Here is a 17,352-nt window from a genome sequence, read left to right on the forward strand (position 1 = left end):
AGTAACTTTGCAGGAATTGGAGGATTTTGTCATGGAACTATTTGAAAGTCTCAAGCAAAAAATCAGCGGAAAAGATATCAAAATTGTTTTCCCTGAAGGTAACGATGTCCGGATTCTTGGTGCCGCAAGCCGGCTAGCCAAAGATGGATTGCTCAAACCAATTATTCTTGGTGATAAGGATGAGGTTAATCAGGTTGCTAAAGATGCGGACATTGACTTGGGGGACATCGAAATTGTTGATTATCAGCATCAACCTCAAGAAGAAGTTGATGAGATGGTTTCAGCAATTGTGGCCCGTCGAAAAGGTAAAACCGATGAAGCTAAAGCACGTAATTGGTTGAAAGATCCTAACTATTTTGGGACCACAATGGTTTATATGGATAAAGTCGATGGAATGGTTTCAGGAGCTGCCCATGCAACTGGTGATACTGTTCGACCAGCCTTGCAAATTATTAAGACAAAGCCAGGAATTAAGTTGCTGAGCGGCTCATTCCTACTTCTGCGAAATGATGAACGTTATTTGTTCGCAGATAGTGCGATTAACCCTGAATTGGATGCTGAGGGGTTGGCTGGCGTTGCTGTTGAAAGTGCTCGTTTTGCAAAAACTTTTGATATTGATCCCAAAGTTGCCCTGCTTAGTTTTTCAACAAAGGGATCAGCTAAGGGCGATATGGTGACTAAGGTTCAGGAAGCTACCAAATTAGCGCAACAAATGGCACCAGATATTCCGATTGACGGTGAATTACAGTTTGATGCTGCATTTGTACCTTCCGTTGCTGAGAAGAAAGCACCTGGTTCTAAAGTTGCCGGTCACGCAAATGTCTTTATTTTCCCTGAATTACAATCAGGAAATATTTCTTATAAAATTGCACAACGGCTGGGCGGTTTCCAAGCACTTGGCCCATTACTTCAAGGGTTAAATAAACCGGTTAATGATTTATCACGTGGAACCAGTGAAGATGATGTTTATAAGGTATCGATCATTACTGCTGCCGAGACGTTAAATTAGAATCAATTTGTTTTTATTAAACTAACACACAAAAGCTGGAAATGGTTAATGCCAGTCTTTTGTGTGTTATTATTTTAAGGGATTGTTAAAATTTTTCATTTTTTGAAAGCAGGTGATCTGTTGAATAATACAATAACTGTTAAATCAGCTACGGAAACAATGGCCTTGGGTGAAAGATTGGCTAAATATTTGATTCCCCAGGACTTGATCCTTTTAGACGGTGATCTTGGAGCTGGAAAAACCACTTTTACCAAAGGATTAGCTAAGGGATTGGGAATTCAACGACCCGTTAAAAGTCCAACGTTTACGATTATTCGTGAGTATCAGGACGGACGGATTCCACTATATCACATGGATGCTTATCGTCTTGAAGAAGGTGGTGGTGATGATTTGGGATTGGAAGAATATTTTAACGGGGATGGCGTTAATGTTGTCGAATGGTCTAAATTTGTCAGTACTGAAATTCCTGATAACTATTTAAGAATTATTTTCAAACGTGATGACTCACAGGGAGATAACGTTCGAACGCTATCATTTCAAGCGGAAGGGTCGCACTTCAAAAAAATGATTTCAGAATTATTAGGAGATTGATATGGCAGAAGAAGTGAGTTTTCGCCTTGCAGCAGCAAAAGATGGCCAAGCAGTTTTAAATTTGTTAAAAATCTTGCAAAAAGAATCCAACACCTTTTTAGTCGATTCTGATTTGACAGAGTTAACACCGGAAATGGAATCCCAACAAATCGATCTGATTAGTCGGTCGAAACAAAATTTACTGGCAGTCGCGGAATTTGATACTGATTTGGTTGGTATTGTGACTGTTGATGGAACGGATCCAAAAACCGGTGAACTGGGCGTGGCTGTTCTAAAGGCATTTCAAGGCTATACTTTGGGAACCAACTTAGTGGCGTTGGCGCTTGACTGGGGAGCAACATTTAGCTCACTGGATGAGTTGACACTGACAGTTTTTTCTGATAATGCTCCGGCAATTCACATTTATGAAAAATTAGGATTTGAAAAATTAAAATCCGAACAGGTTAACGATCATGATGTCATTGAAATGAAGCTGAATTTAAAGCAGCTCAAAGAGGAGAAGTAGTGTATTGAAGTCACTGTTTTGACATGATTGAACCGCTAGATCGGTCACACCAAATGTTTCGCGGTTACCGGCTTTAAAATGACCGGTGATGATGCTTAATTTAAGAGATCTGCAGAGAAAAGAAGAGCCGAAGTAGGTCGCTGTGTTGTCCAACACAACAATCTACTTCGGCTCTTCTTTTTAGATATCTGGAAAAGCATCTAAACTGTCACCAATGATTTAAAAAAGGATTAAATTGCTTTTACAAATTGTCTTAGGACATCACTACCGAACTGTTGCTGCTGAGTCAAGAGAATATTGGCGCAGGCAACACTGTCATCCAGTGCATTGTGGTGATGTTCTAATTCAATATTCAGATTGTCACACATCGTATTTAATTTATGGTTGATAAAATTCGGATAAAATTGTTTTGATGTTCGTAACGTGTCCAGCGTTAAATAGTGTGGTGGTTGGATGCTATACCGTTCCAAGGTTCGTTTTAAAACAGAATTATCGAACGAAGCGTTATGGGCAACGACAAGCTTATTAGCTGTGAATAGTGGCTCAATGTGAGTCCAAAGTTCTGGGAATGTTGGTGACTGAGCAACATCGGCTTGATGGATGCCGTGAACATTAATGTTGCGCCAACTGAAGTCAACTTCGGGATTAATTAATGAATAAAATTCGTGGGAAATTTGATTATTTCTAACAATCGCTAATGCCAACGAACAGGCACTTGCGCGTTTGGCGTTGGCTGTTTCAAAGTCCATTGCAACAAAATTCATATTTTTTCACCTCAATAATATCCTTATTTTACAATATTTATATTGAAAGGCAACTTTCTTTACTTCCGCACACTGAAATATTTGTGACGTCGTTTCTCCAATCACATCCGGCGGATATTTCGTGGTAGAATTATCATATACGTTTATAAAGATGGAGATTTGGACTAATGATTACTGATAAAACACTATTAAAAGCTTATCCTCAGATTGACATTTTATTGAATGAACCACTATCTCACTATACAAATACGCTAACTGGTGGTCCTGCTGATATTTTGGCGTTCCCGACATCTGTTAAACAGTGTCAGGAATTGGTGGAATACGCCAATGATCACCAATTACCAGTTACTGTAATTGGAAATGCCAGTAATTTGATTGTTAAGGACGGTGGGATTCGTGGACTTACCATAATTCTTACAAAGATTAACAAGATTACCTCACATGAGAACCTGGTCGTGGCCGACGCGGGTGCCGCTCTAATTGATGTCACCAAGGCAGCCCAGGCTCACTCACTAACGGGCATTGAATGGGCTGCGGGCATTCCAGGCAGCGTTGGTGGCGCAGTTTTCATGAATGCGGGTGCCTATGGCGGTGAAATTGAGAATGTGGTAGTAGGTGCCGAAGTCTTGACTTCAGATGATAAAGTCATTCATTTGAATCATGAGCAATTGGATCTGGGTTATCGTCATTCTAGTGTTCAAGAAAATCATCAAATTGTTTTGTCGGCAACGTTTTCTTTGTCGACGGGAATTGCCGACAAAATTCAAAAAGAAATGGATCGATTAAATTTTTTAAGAGCAAGTAAACAACCGCTTGATTTACCTTCTTGTGGAAGTGTCTTCAAACGTCCCAAGGGGTATTTTGCGGGTAAGTTGATTCACGACTCGGGCTTGCAAGGCTTTCAAGTTGGTGGGGCACAAGTATCAACGAAACACGCAGGCTTTATTGTCAATGTTGACCACGCAACTGCAACCGATTATTTAAATGTTATTTCCCATGTTCAAGAAACTGTTTATAAAAAGTTTGGTGTTCATTTACACACTGAGGTTCGAATTATTGGCGACGAAATCTTAAACAAATAGGAGTTGGTCATTTTTGCACATCCTTGAAGCCGTTATTTTACTAATGACATTGGTTGTCTTTTCAAATGTCATCGATCATTTTGTCCCTGCTATTCCAGTCAGCCTGATCCAAGTTGTTTTGGGACTGGGAGCCGCCTTGATCATGCAGACATCAATCCCACTTGAAACTGATTGGTTTTTACTGCTATTTATTGCACCATTACTCTTTAATGATGGTCGGCGGTTTCCCAAGCGGGAACTTTGGAAGCTTCGAGGGCCCATTTTAGCCAACGCAATTGTGTTGGTCTTTTTAACAACGCTGCTTGGCGGATTACTATTTCACCTGATTATTCCGACAATGCCGTTTTCGGTCAGTTTTGCATTGGCAGCCATTTTATCACCAACTGATCCGGTTGCCGTTCAATCAATTTCCAAGCGTGCAAAGTTGCCGGAAGGTATTTTGCACATTGTTAGCGGGGAAAGTTTAATCAATGATGCCAGCGGCCTGATTGCTTTTAAATACGCGATTGCTGCAACTGTGACCGGTGTCTTCTCGCTTCGACATGCCATTACAGATTTTGTTTATATCAGTATCATGGGCTTTATCAGTGGCGTTGTTATCATTGCAATCATTTTGATGATTGAAAATTGGCTATACCGTCAGGGAATTAACGATGTGATCTTTAGTACAGTTCTGCAGGTCACGACCCCGTTTGTTGTTTATCTGATTACAGAGGAGTTTATCCATGCTTCGGGAGTCATTGCCGTTGTGGCAGCTGGAATTGTTTTTCATTTTTATGGAACAGCGCCAGATCGTAGTCAGCCCGAATTAACATTGGTCAGTGAAAAAACATGGGACATTATTATCTATACGTTAAACGGTATTGTCTTTTTAATCTTAGGAATTGAATTGCCAATTGCCATGACTAACGTGATTCAAAATGATAAAATCAACACTTTTGCTGCTTTGGGACTTTCGTTTGTTGCTTGGTTAATTTTATTAGTTATTCGAGTTGTGTGGATTTATGGCTATCAGCGGGTTAGCACAATCCGTTCAAATCGCAATAAGTTTCTTAAGAACAAACAAATGCCCACTTTTAAAGCTGCCCTTTTAGCTGGTCTATCCGGTGTTCGTGGTGCTGTGACAATGGCTGGTGTTTTATCTATTCCAATGACTGTTGCGAGTGGTGATCGTTTTCCATCCCGATCGTTAGCCCTTTTTGTGGCTGCCGGCGTAATTATTATTAGTTTGGTTGTTGCAACCGTGACATTACCACTTATTTCGGAAGATAAAGCACCGTTGTTGACGCGAGCAAATTCTACAAACGATCCGGACGAAATTGAAAACGAAAACGAAGACCAGCAAGACGGTCAATATATCTCCGAAGATGAAGCTCGGCTTTATATTATGAAGTTGGCTGTTCAACGGATTGAAGAGGAACGTCGTCCTTTTAACCAGAAGGAAGCTTATGATCTGATTCTGGATTATCAATTTTTGATTCGTCGACTCGAGTTAAAACTTCAGGATAAAAAAGAAATGGCGACAATCATTTCGGATGAATTAGCCCTTAGAAGGGTGGCATTGAAGGGAGAACGGTCTGCAATTCAGCGTCTGTTCGACGATCATGAAATTTCAAAAGAAACTTATCTGGTTTCTAATGCACGCCTTCAACGAGTGGAAAATCAGATGATTCGCTCGATTGGTCGCAAAGTTCGACTTGGACATGGCACATCGCAGCAGTTTATTCGATTGAAAAATAAAATGTCGTTATGGTTGATTCAACGGCGCAGTCACGAAGATATTTCAAATGAGCTTGCGTTGGTTCAGCGTGAACAAGCCAAGGGGGCTATCAAAGAACTTTCAGGTTATTTTGCCAGAGATGATATTGATAATCAGCGGTTTGACAGTCAATCAGTTTATCATTTGATTGTTCACTACCGAAATCAAATTGAATTGGCAAAGGAACACTCCAAAAAGCAAATTAAGGATCATACTATGCAGTACCAACATCTGCGAATTAAAGCTTTGGCAGCTGAAAGGGAAGGTGTTCAGGTACTATTGGAGCAGGGACATATTGATTGGTCAATGGCCGCTCATTTAAGACAATATATTAATTATTCGGAAACAGTGTTAATTATGGATTATCAGAGTGATGATTAGAAAACGATGTGTGGCGAATTATGCCACAATTCTAATCTCGAATTTCGTCGTTCTCACCAATTATTGTTTAACGGCAAAAGTAAGCTCATATAAACAGAGCGGGACAAAAGGCGGTTAACTTCCAGCCGTGTAATTGAATTATCCGAATATTCTGAACTTGAATATTTGGATAATTCGGTTACACGGCCGGAAGTTGCCTTTTGTCCCGCGTTTTTGCTCGGTAACAATCGTGTTTACACGAATAGAGGCTGGGATAAATGACTATTGTCCCAGCCCCTTTTGACTACTAATTAATTTTAAAGTGTAATAAAACACCAATTGGACGACTGTTAGTAAAACAATAAAGACAATGGCACTGTGACTCCACATATTGAGTAAAGGCCGAATAAACATTTCTGGTGTTAAAAATAAATAAATAGTGTGGATCCTGAGAAAGCGACCGATGAAAATGCCAATCGACGATAGAATGGTTAAGATAATAATTACCAAGTCTTTAAATACGGGCATATCACTCATTTTGAAGCGAGCGGAAATTGCCGCGGCAATTCGATCCAGTCCCCACATTCCTAGCAGTGTTGAAAAAATAGTTGAAATAAGGAGTAAAGAAAATTTTAACCACATGGTGTCGTCCAATCTCAGCAGCCCGTTAACGCCATATGGGTTTAATAGCGAAAGATGAAACAAATCGGTCAATAGGTATGGTGTGTTGGGGTAGAAAAGCATCCAGACGATGATCAACAGCCAGAAAAGAATCATATTTTTAGGTTTACCAACATCAATATGAAAGCTTAGTTCGATTGGGATAAATGCCAGCAGTGTGTTGAGAACCAAAAAATTGAATGGAGGACGTTGCAAATATGTGTATATAAAAACGAGCCAGCCGGCAAAACATGCCCTGACTACCCATTTACTTGATCGACTCACAAAAAATACCTCCCATCGCTTCCAACACTAATTAAACTATTTTTGGTGAGTAAAAGCTATTAGTTGTTCGATTTAATTTGCTTTTTTATAAATTATTTAAACATCTTCAAATATTTGTTATGATTAGTTGTTCACTTAGTGAGAATGATATAATATGGCTGAAAAACTTTTTAGGGGAGAAATGCATGAACTGGTCTGGAATTTTTACATTACATAATTTAACAAGCTTGATCGATATTTGTGTCGTTTGGTTCTTGATCTACAAATTAATTTTGATGGTTCGTGGGACTAAAGCAGTTCAACTGCTGCGAGGGATCGTCATTATCTTTATCATTAAAATTGCCAGTTCATTACTTGGGTTATCAACTGTTTCTTGGATTGTTGATCAAGTTATCAATTGGGGTGTTATTGCCATCATTGTCATTTTTCAACCCGAAATTCGTCGTGGCTTAGAGCGGGTCGGTCGAGGATCATTGTTCGTCCGTGGCCGAAAAGAAAATGAAGCTGCCAAGAAGTTGATTTCTTCTCTTGACCGGGCAATTCAATATATGTCCAAGCGCCGAATCGGTGCTCTAATTACGATTCAAATGAATACTGGCCTGGAAGAATATATCGAAACCGGGATTGATGTCGATGCTGACGTTAGCGGTGAATTATTAATTAATATTTTTATTCCCAACACGCCACTGCATGATGGTGCTGTGATCATTAAAAATAACCGAATTGCTGTTGCCGCTGCTTACTTACCACTCTCTCAAAGTAATTTAATCCCCAAAGAGTTGGGAACTCGCCATCGGGCTGCAGTCGGTATCTCCGAATTAACCGACGCGTTAACTGTGGTTATTTCGGAAGAAACAGGCGAAGTTTCAATCACTCAAAATAACGAATTGTTGCGGGGAATGACCCAGGACGATTACCTGAAATATTTCAGAGATCAGTTATTGACCAGCGATGATCAACAAAATCACAATAGTTTGATCAGTACGATCTCGCGGTTCATTGATGATCACTTCAAAGGGGGCCATTAGTGATGAAAAAAATTCTTCTGACTAATTGGGCCTATCGTGTTCTCTCACTTGTACTGGCAATTCTCTTGTTCTGGTATGTTGGGACAACCCAATCTGGTCCCTCAAACCAAGTGAGTGACAATAGTAACTCTACCCAGTTGACGTCTAACCGGGCTAAAACGTTTTCGGTTCCTTTATCTCTAACAGTTAATAGTAATAAATATTTTGTTACCGGTTATCCGGAAAAAGTTTCTGTTCATTTGTCAGGCCCGTCAGCACTTGTGACAACAACTGCCAACACGCAGAATTTTAAAGCCTATGCTGATTTATCAAAATTGGGGGTGGGAACCCATACTGTCCGCATTCAACAGGAAGGCTTAAATAATGATTTGAGATATCGCTTTGAACCAGCTACAATAAAGGTTGATATTCAGCCAAGAAAAACGGTTACCTATCCACTTCAAGTGAAATATCAGAAGGGAAATATTGCATCTGGATACCAAGCAGGGAATGCAACAGCTGACGTAAAGAATGTCAAAATTACAGGTGCTTCTGATCAGATTAATCGAATTAGATCTGTGGTAGCCCAATTGAACGTTCCTCAAAATGCAAAGTCTTCAATTAATAGCCAAGCGATTGTTGAGGCTCTGGATGCCAAACAGAATACGGTTAACGTTGTGATAACGCCTGCAACAGCTGATGTTACCCTGCCAATTACACCAGGGAATAGTAAGGAACTACCTTTAAAATTTGAAGCTAAGGGAATTACAGATGATAACGAAAACTTTTCACTGTCATCAAGAACCAAACGAGTTCGGGTGTTCGGCACAAATTCGGAACTTAAAAAGTTAAACTCCGTTGAAGTCGAGGTTGATACGAGTGACGTAAAGACCTCTAAAACCAAGGAAGTTGAGTTGGATTCAAAGCTAAACGGAGTCAAGGGATTTGATCCAGATCGAATTTCGGTTAAGATCACTAGGAATAATTAATAAATAATTTGAAATGAGGAATTTTTGATGAAGTATTTTGGTACTGATGGCGTTCGTGGAATTGCTAATAAGGAGCTCACCCCAGAGCTCGCTTTCCAATGTGGCCGTGCTGGTGGTTATGTGTTAACCCATCACTCGGAACGTAAACAACCACAGGTTTTGGTTGCCCGTGACACGCGGATTTCGGGTCAAATGTTGCAAGAAGCTTTGATTGCCGGGTTATTATCCGTTGGCATTGAGGTTTTGAACCTTGGTGTGATTACAACGCCAGGGGTTGCTTACTTGGTTCGCAATCAGGAAGCTGATGCGGGTGTCATGATTACAGCATCCCATAATCCAGTTGAATATAATGGAATTAAGTTTTTTGGGGGAGACGGTTATAAACTTTCTGATGAACTTGAGGAAGAAATTGAAGCAATTTTGGAACGTTCTGAAGATATTCTGCCACGCCCGGCAGCGCATGGATTAGGGGTTGCTGGCGATTATCTTGAAGGTAGCCAGAAATATATTCATTTCTTAGAGCAGACGATTTCTGAAGATTTATCTGGAATGAAGGTTTGTGTCGATGCCGCTAATGGTTCTACCAGCAAGTTGGTGACAACGCTATATGCTGATCTTGGAATTGAGTTTGAAACACTTGCAACGACTCCAGATGGTTTAAACATCAATGATCATGTTGGTTCGACACATCCCGAACAGCTTCAAAAGTTTGTTGTGGATAAGGGTGTTTCTGCTGGCATTGCATTTGATGGTGATGGCGATCGTTGTATTGCTGTCGATGAGAATGGTAAATTGGTTGATGGCGATGTGATTATGTATATTTGTGGTAAATATATGGCTGAACGTGGTCGACTTAAGAAAAATACGATTGTTACAACGGTAATGAGCAATATGGGGATGTATAAGGCCATGGAGCGTGAAGGAATGACCAGCGTTAAGACCCAGGTTGGTGATCGTTACGTTGTTGAAAAAATGAACCAGGATGGTTATAACCTCGGTGGTGAACAATCAGGCCATATTATTTTCCTTGACTTTAATACAACTGGTGACGGGATGTTAACGAGTTTACAATTATTATCCGTGATGAAAGCGACTGGTAAGAAGCTTTCTGAACTTGCTGGTGAAGTCAAAAAATATCCACAAAAATTAATTAACGTTAAAGTTCGTGATAAGAAATCCGGATTGTCCAATGAAAAGATTCAGGCAGCTATTAAAGAAGTTGAAGAGCAAATGCATGGTGATGGTCGGGTACTGGTTCGTCCAAGTGGGACTGAACCCTTACTACGGGTCATGACTGAGGCCCCAACTCAGGACTTAGTCAATGCGTATACTCAACAAATTGCTGATGTTGTTCAGGAAGAAATTGGGATTGATAAGTAGCAACTATATGATAGTGTTCAATCGATAACATAAATGATTTAGCTAATAGTGGATGAAAAGACTAAGTGTAAAAATGCTTAGTCTTTTCATTTTGCTTTCAAAACGTTGATATATTAATTGTTTATTAAGACACTTTAGTTTCCTATACCATTCAAGGATATTCTGTTGACATTTACGTTGTAATTGTGTAGATTATACGTGTTATATAAATATATTAATGGCGAATTTTGTATATACCAATTTTAAAAACGTTGAGGAGAATACAACTATGTGTGGAATTGTTGGAGTAACTGGAAATGATAATGCCGTTTCTATTTTACTGGAAGGGCTTGAAAAACTGGAATATCGTGGCTATGATTCTGCAGGGATTTATGTGAATGATTTAAAGGGCAAAGACTACTTAATCAAGCGTAAGGGTCGAATTTCTGCTTTAGAGGCAGCTGTTGGGCCTGAAGTTCACGGGTCAGCCGGGATTGGTCATACTCGCTGGGCAACTCACGGTGTTGTGAGCGAAGCTAATGCACATCCCCAATATTCTGAAGATCACCGTTTTTACCTTGTTCATAACGGTGTTATTGAAAACTACAAAGAATTAAAGGCTAAATATCTAAGCAACACGACTTTTGAAAGTCAAACCGACACTGAAGTTGTTGTCCAACTGGTTGATCGTTTCGTCCAAAGTGAAGGCCTGACTACCAAACAAGCTTTTGTTAAGACCCTAAGCTTATTGGAGGGATCTTCTTATGCCTTTGTGCTCGTTGATAGCACTGATCCAGAAACATTGTATGTAGCGAAAAATAAGAGTCCTTTGTTGATTGGATTGGGCGATGGCTGCAATGTGGTTTGTTCGGATGCACCAGCAATGTTAAACGTGACGCATGATTTTTTGGTAATTCGTGATGGCGAAGTTGTCACTGTTAAACCGCATTCAGTTCAAATCGAGGATGCTGAAGGTAATAAAGTTCAACGAGATAGTTTTCACGTTGATATGGATGCTCAGGAAACAGATAAGGGTCCATACCCTTACTATATGCTTAAGGAAATCGATGAACAGCCAAATGTTATGCGTAAATTAGCTTCTTTATATACCGAAGAATCTGGAAAAACTAATATTGACAGCAATTTGATTAATTCTTTGAAACAAGCTGACCGAATTTATATCGTTGGTGCTGGTACCAGTTATCATGCTGGATTAGTCGGTAAGAAATTATTTGAAAAGTTGGCACATGTGCCAACTGAAGTTCATATTGCTTCTGAATTTGCTTATGAGAATCCATTACTGTCAAAGAAACCATTCTTTATTTTCCTATCACAAAGTGGTGAAACCGCCGATAGTCGTGAAGTTTTAGTAAATGTTAACGCAAACGATTATGAAAGTTTAACGATCACGAACGTTGAAAATTCTACGTTATTCCGTGAAGCAACTTATACAATGTTATTGCATGCGGGACCTGAAATTTCAGTAGCCTCAACGAAAGCCTACACTGCTCAAATTGCGGTCGAAGCAATTTTGGCAAAAGCACTTGGCGAAGCTAAGGAGCAAGTGATTGCTGAGGAATTTGATATTCGCCAGCAACTTGGTTTTGTCGCAACTGGGATGCAGGCTATTATTGATGATAAAGATGAAATTGAACAGCTGGCTAAGAAGTATTTTGTTCATGCTAATCGAGCTTTCTATATTGGCCGTGGAATTGATCAAACGGTTTCTCTTGAGGCAGCTCTTAAACTCAAAGAGATTTCCTACGTTCAAGCTGAAGGATTTGCTTCTGGTGAATTAAAGCATGGTACAATTGCATTAATTGAAAATGGGACGCCGGTTATTGGGATTATTACTCAAAAACGAACGGCCAATCTTACACGCAGTAATCTTCAAGAAACAATGTCTCGAGGAGCGGCAACATTTACTATTGTTCGCAAAGGATTAGCACAGGATGATGATACGTTAATCATTCCAGATGTTGATGAATTGATTACACCATTATTGAGCGTGGTTCCAGCGCAACTGATCGCTTACTTTACAAGTTTGAATAAGGGACTTGACGTTGATCGTCCAAGAAATTTAGCTAAAAGCGTCACTGTAGAGTAAAGAGTGGGTCAGAAGATTTAGTTCAAATGATATAAATAAACAGAGTGAGCCAGTAAGCGGTTAGACCCCAGAATATAAGCCCCTTAACCTGATATTTCCGATCTTGGAATGTTAGGTTAGGGGGCTTATATGGCCGGGGTCTGCTTGCTGGCGCACGTTTTCACTTGGTAATAATTGTGATTACACAAAGCGGGGCTGAGACAAAATTATTTTTGTCCGGCCCTTTTTTGCAATCACGACTATTGCCAAGCAAAAATGTGGGCAGGAAGTTAACCGCGTTTCGTTCCACTCTTTTATATAATTTGGAAACTATTTTTCTGGCTTGTCTTTTACTTGAAAGCTCAAAATACAATTCCTCATGAGCGTATGTTACCTGTTCAATGAGTTTGTTTAAACGCAGAGTTAGTTTTATCATAAAGAATTTGTTACCTTTTTGTTTAATATGACCATTTTTATTTTCTTAAGACAATATTTTTGTGTTAGCGTTCGTGTTAATATATGATTGTTAGTGGATTGAATGTTTAAGAAAGTCTAAAGGTTATTATGAATTAATTACAAATTAGTGATTTCTTATACAACAAGATATTAAACATTGAAGCAAGTAATTAATAAGGGGTGGACAATTTGAGAAAGGTAATAAAGTGTGGATTAATGGCCGTCGTTATTACGGGGATGGGGTTTCTCTTATCGATACTTCCGTCTAGTACATACGTCCGGGCACAAGCCTCAACGGCAAGTAGTTTCATTACGAAGTATAAAAGTGATGTCAAAAAAGCATCTACGAAATATAATTTATACGGGTCAGTAATGATGGCTCAGGCGGGCTTGGAAAGTGGTTGGGGTCAGAGTGAGTTGACTCAAGATGCCAATAACTTTTTTGGTATTAAGGGAGCTTACAATGGTCAGTCGGTTTCGATGCCGACAGTCGAGTACAATAGTAATGGTCAAATGACTAATACAACCGCAAACTTTAAAAAGTATCCAACGGCATATGCCTCTTTTGCGGACAATGGATCGACATTGCGAAACGGGACAAGTTGGAATACCAACTATTATTCCGGCACCTGGAAAGAAAATGCGGGTGATTATGCGGCAGCTGCCAATGCATTAACCGGTAAGTATGCCACCGCACCGAATTACGGGACATCGTTAATAAAAATTATCGAGACTTACAGTCTTGATCAGATATTTGGTGAAAACAGGTCAGATGGATCGTCATCATCGTCAACAGCAACAACCGATTCTTCTGATTCACAGGATTCTGCTTCAACTAGCTCGAGCACAGATTCAAGCGCAAGTACGAATCAGCCGGATTTAACAAATAGTCAGACAACAAAAGCAGCCGTTTCAGTTAATTATTCACATGGTTCTGGAAAAGACTTAGTTCCGCTTTCAGCAAAGTATAATAAGTATTACGTTTATAATCATGTAAAAGGGTCAAGTCAAAATGAAAAACGATATTCTTGGACGTCACTTGGAGTCAAAAACCGAGTCCAAGTATATCTTGACATGAAAGCAACCAAACAGGGAACTTCTGGATCGTGGTATCGTTTTAGATTCTACCCAACGACTAAGGCGAAAAAATTTTGGGTTTACGCGCCGGCACTTTCGTTTGCTAAAACATATTATGGTGCTGCTAGTGGCAAATTAGTTCCAAGCCGGACAGCCAGTGGCTCGTTATATACACACATCCTTGGATCGCCAACATTGTCGAAACAAACTACGAAACTCACATCGCTTAAAGCTAAAAAGCATTATTCAGTTAATCAGACAGCACTTCAATCCACCAAGAGCGGTCCGGTTCTTTGGTATCGGTTGGCAGATGGTAAAACGAAAGGGTGGATTAAAGGCACAAATGTTTTATCGTTTCCGTCAAGTATTGCCATGGTGAATGCCAATGGTACCAAGACAATTTCTGAGGCCGCAAACTCAAGTTACTTGTACAATAATGCAACAACTGCAATCACGATGCAGAAGCATTATAAGCTTGCTCAGGTTGATTTAAGAGCTGGAACGAAAGTTAAGGTTGATAAATTGGGGTATAAAGTCAAAGATAAATCATTATGGTACCGAATTATTTGTCCAAACACTGATACCAAATATTGGATTTCTTCTAAATTTTTGTCATGATTGGTGTCGTTAGTTGAATCTGCCTAAGAACCATGTATAATAATTCTTTAGCAATTGATAATAGGAAGGACTATGAATTAGGATGCATCAGAAAAACATTTTCGTAAAAGTAATCGCATGCTTTGTTGCCATGATTAGTTTTACTTTTCTTAGCGCAGGTCAAGTAAATGCAAGTGTTGAAACTGATTTTATCAATCACCTTAGGGCACCTGTTGTAAAAGTCAGTCGACAGAATCATCTCTATCCCTCAGTTATGATGGCTCAAGCGATTGTTGAGAGCGATTTTGGCCAATCGGGGCTGTCTGTTCAGGCTAATAATTACTTTGGTGTTAAGGGCAGTTACGACGGTCAGTATGTCAATATGAGTACTGGCGAATATAGTTCAAAGGGAAAGCATTATGTAACTGTTGCCCAATTTAAGAAGTACCCAAATGTGCTGGCTTCAATTAAGGATAATGCCTATCTGTTAAGACACGGGACGTTAACCGATCCTGATTACTATTCTGGAACGTGGACAACTACTGCTATTACAGCAACCGATGCTGCAATGGCACTATCATCTACGTATGCGACTGATATGGCTTATGGCAATAAACTTAACGCCGTAATCACCAAGTATCACTTGGATAAGTTGGACGAGCAATCTGGTGCAGCGAGTGATTCAGGAGATATTAACAGTCAAATTGAACGACAGCTAAAGAAACAGCTTGGCGGGACAGCTACTAAGGTTCAACCCAAGTCTGAAGCCAAAAATATTCCCTCCAAAATAACAAATATTAATCAACCGATTGTTAAAAATTTTGTCTTCAGTAAAGATCCGAAAGTTTCCCAGCCGGGCTCACTAGATTCTGATAATGATTTTAATTTACCCATTAGAACGATCATTAAGAAATAATTTTTAAGGATCCGCAAAGTTTGTTGCGGGTTCTTATTTTATGCAGAATATTTGGTATAATAAACAACGTGAAATTGGAATCTCTTAACGTAGGAGAGAAAAAATGGAAAAAGATTACAAAGTAAAAGTTGAAAATGTCACAAAGGAATATGATTTATTTAAGACACAATCAGAAAAACTGAGATCTTTCTTTTCAGTTTCAAAGAAGCGAGTTCCTCATTTTTGGTCGTTGATGGGCATTTCTCTGACGATTCAACCTGGGGAAACGTTGGGATTGATTGGTGTTAATGGGTCTGGAAAATCAACCCTTTCAAATATTATTTCAGGCATTATTCCTCAAACTACCGGTTACGTCGATGTTCGTGGTGATACCTCAATCGTTGCAATTCATGCTGGTTTAAGAAATAATTTAACTGGCCGTGAAAACATTCGGCTAAAATCCTTAATGCAGGGAATGACTAACGAGCAAATTGATGAAATGATGCCCGATATTATTGCTTTTGCAGACATTGGTGATTTCGTAGACCAACCTGTTAAGAGTTATTCAAGTGGGATGCGCTCGCGCTTAGGTTTTGCCATTGCGGTTCACATTAATCCCGATATTTTAATTATTGATGAAGCGTTATCTGTTGGTGACGATACGTTTTACCAAAAATGTGTTGACAAGATTACCGAGTTTAAACAAGAAGGCAAAACAATTATTTTTGTCAGCCATTCTTTAAAGCAAATTGAGATGCTTTGTGATAAAGTTGCCTGGATCAATTATGGCGAATTAAAAATGGTCGGTGAGACTAAAACGGTTACTAACAAATACCGTGAATTTACCAAGTGGTTTAAACAACTTAGTAAAAAAGAAAAACATGCTTTTGAAACTGAACGGAAAAGCATCCAAAAGAACTTTAGCATTAAAAACTATCAAAAACAGATTACTGAGGAAATGCAGAGTCAACATCCTGAAGAGAAAGATATTCATTCTAAAATTCATAAACTTTTTTATGGTTCGGTCATTAGTGAAAAGATGTCAGTTTGGAATCAGTTGTTAACGTGGGCCGTCCTGTTAGTTGTTATATTCTTCTGTTTAGTGAATGTTTCCGGTTACTCGGTTGGGCATGTTCTCAGTGATCCATCTCTGATTATGCATCCCTCGAACATTCTACGCTTACCAGGAATAAAATAATTTGCCTTGAATTAATCATCATTAATTGGCCAAAAATGATGATTTTTTCAATCAGCCTATTGACAGCGCTTACAGAATTAGATATATTAGTTTTGGGTACTAAATAAATACCTTCTAATCAATTCTCTTTCTCTCTTAAAAAACTGATGGCTTTTATCCATCAGTTTTTTTGTGTATAATGGTATTTTGTGATTAACCACTAGTGAAAATAATGTGAAAGGGGAGAGTACTTTGAAAAGTCACGAAACATTAACTTTGATTGAAGAAATTACTAAAAACGATGGCAGTAAATATATCGAAATTAGCAATATGGTTCAAAATGGTCGGGCCGAATTAGCGGCGGATAGAGGCTTTATCAAGCAGGTAAGGATATTGCAGCTCAATATTCCCCATTCACCTCACGTTACCAAATACGAGCATTATATTAACGAAAATTATACGATGCCGACTGAGGATATGGATCATTTTGAAGAATGGAAAAAAACACCTGAGATGCAAAAGGAAATTGAGATTATTTTGAGAGAAAACCATATTGGCTAATTAAATTAAATGAGATTTTAGTTTGCATGTTCTGAGAAAATATGTTATAAATATATATGTCGTTTTTAAGACTTTCCATTTTTGCTCCGTAGTTCAGTGGTAGAATAATTGACTGTTAATCAAGAGGTCGCTG

15 protein-coding genes are annotated in these 17,352 nt (G+C 39.1%); 13 read left to right on the forward strand and 2 right to left on the reverse strand.

Annotation, left to right across the window (positions count from 1 at the left end):
* Positions 1 to 31: 31 nt before the first annotated feature.
* The 3 genes from pta (at position 32) to FC85_RS10250 (ending at position 2,105) form a co-directional block, all read left to right on the forward strand.
* Positions 32 to 1,009: a phosphate acetyltransferase gene (gene pta / locus FC85_RS10240; RefSeq protein ID WP_057865439.1), complete on the forward strand. Its 978-nt coding sequence runs from the start codon at positions 32 to 34 to the stop codon at positions 1,007 to 1,009.
* 120 nt (positions 1,010 to 1,129) lie between these two features.
* Entirely contained in the window at positions 1,130 to 1,600 is a 471-nt protein-coding gene (gene tsaE, locus FC85_RS10245) for a tRNA (adenosine(37)-N6)-threonylcarbamoyltransferase complex ATPase subunit type 1 TsaE (RefSeq protein WP_147008467.1), read from the forward strand.
* Position 1,601: 1 nt separating this feature from the next.
* Positions 1,602 to 2,105, forward strand: a complete 504-nt coding sequence (locus tag FC85_RS10250; protein WP_057865440.1) for a GNAT family N-acetyltransferase — start codon at positions 1,602 to 1,604, stop codon at positions 2,103 to 2,105.
* A 230-nt stretch (positions 2,106 to 2,335) separates the two neighbouring features.
* Here FC85_RS10250 and FC85_RS10255 read toward each other — a convergent pair whose 3' ends face one another.
* Positions 2,336 to 2,869 (reverse strand): 3'-5' exonuclease, encoded by a 534-nt coding sequence (locus FC85_RS10255; RefSeq protein WP_057865441.1) that lies wholly within the window; start codon positions 2,867 to 2,869, stop codon positions 2,336 to 2,338.
* 170 nt (positions 2,870 to 3,039) lie between these two features.
* On the opposite strand from FC85_RS10255, the gene murB reads away from it, so the two are divergent.
* A complete protein-coding gene (murB, locus tag FC85_RS10260; RefSeq protein WP_280597281.1) occupies positions 3,040 to 3,951 on the forward strand; it encodes a UDP-N-acetylmuramate dehydrogenase in 912 nt (303 codons plus the stop codon).
* Positions 3,952 to 3,964: 13 nt separating this feature from the next.
* Entirely contained in the window at positions 3,965 to 6,091 is a 2,127-nt protein-coding gene (locus FC85_RS10265) for a cation:proton antiporter (protein WP_057865443.1), read from the forward strand.
* A gap of 261 nt (positions 6,092 to 6,352) precedes the next feature.
* Here FC85_RS10265 and FC85_RS10270 read toward each other — a convergent pair whose 3' ends face one another.
* Positions 6,353 to 7,015, reverse strand: coding sequence for a DUF1361 domain-containing protein (locus tag FC85_RS10270; protein ID WP_057865444.1), 663 nt, complete (start codon positions 7,013 to 7,015; stop codon positions 6,353 to 6,355).
* A 185-nt stretch (positions 7,016 to 7,200) separates the two neighbouring features.
* Here FC85_RS10270 and cdaA point away from each other — a divergent pair, with 185 nt between their 5' ends.
* The 8 genes from cdaA to FC85_RS10315 all read left to right on the forward strand — a co-directional run bounded on the left by cdaA (position 7,201) and on the right by FC85_RS10315 (position 17,219).
* Positions 7,201 to 8,043 carry a diadenylate cyclase CdaA gene (cdaA, locus tag FC85_RS10275; RefSeq protein WP_057865445.1) on the forward strand — a complete coding sequence of 281 codons (843 nt, stop codon included), beginning with the start codon at positions 7,201 to 7,203 and terminating at the stop codon, positions 8,041 to 8,043.
* Between the two features lie 2 nt (positions 8,044 to 8,045).
* On the forward strand, positions 8,046 to 9,011 hold the full coding sequence (locus FC85_RS10280) for a CdaR family protein (RefSeq protein WP_057865446.1): 966 nt from the start codon (positions 8,046 to 8,048) through the stop codon (positions 9,009 to 9,011).
* 27 nt (positions 9,012 to 9,038) lie between these two features.
* A complete protein-coding gene (gene glmM, locus FC85_RS10285; protein WP_057865447.1) occupies positions 9,039 to 10,391 on the forward strand; it encodes a phosphoglucosamine mutase in 1,353 nt (450 codons plus the stop codon).
* Between the two features lie 268 nt (positions 10,392 to 10,659).
* Entirely contained in the window at positions 10,660 to 12,477 is a 1,818-nt protein-coding gene (gene glmS, locus FC85_RS10290) for a glutamine--fructose-6-phosphate transaminase (isomerizing) (protein ID WP_057865448.1), read from the forward strand.
* Between the two features lie 672 nt (positions 12,478 to 13,149).
* On the forward strand, positions 13,150 to 14,607 hold the full coding sequence (locus tag FC85_RS10300) for a glycoside hydrolase family 73 protein (protein ID WP_371862977.1): 1,458 nt from the start codon (positions 13,150 to 13,152) through the stop codon (positions 14,605 to 14,607).
* Between the two features lie 82 nt (positions 14,608 to 14,689).
* Entirely contained in the window at positions 14,690 to 15,502 is an 813-nt protein-coding gene (locus FC85_RS10305; RefSeq protein ID WP_057865451.1) for a glycoside hydrolase family 73 protein, read from the forward strand.
* A 103-nt stretch (positions 15,503 to 15,605) separates the two neighbouring features.
* Entirely contained in the window at positions 15,606 to 16,679 is a 1,074-nt protein-coding gene (locus FC85_RS10310; protein WP_057865452.1) for an ABC transporter ATP-binding protein, read from the forward strand.
* Between the two features lie 231 nt (positions 16,680 to 16,910).
* On the forward strand, positions 16,911 to 17,219 hold the full coding sequence (locus FC85_RS10315; RefSeq protein WP_057865453.1) for a hypothetical protein: 309 nt from the start codon (positions 16,911 to 16,913) through the stop codon (positions 17,217 to 17,219).
* Positions 17,220 to 17,352: the final 133 nt, after the last annotated feature.

It is taken from the genome of Lentilactobacillus diolivorans DSM 14421, from assembly GCF_001434255.1.
Classification (GTDB): domain Bacteria; phylum Bacillota; class Bacilli; order Lactobacillales; family Lactobacillaceae; genus Lentilactobacillus; species Lentilactobacillus diolivorans.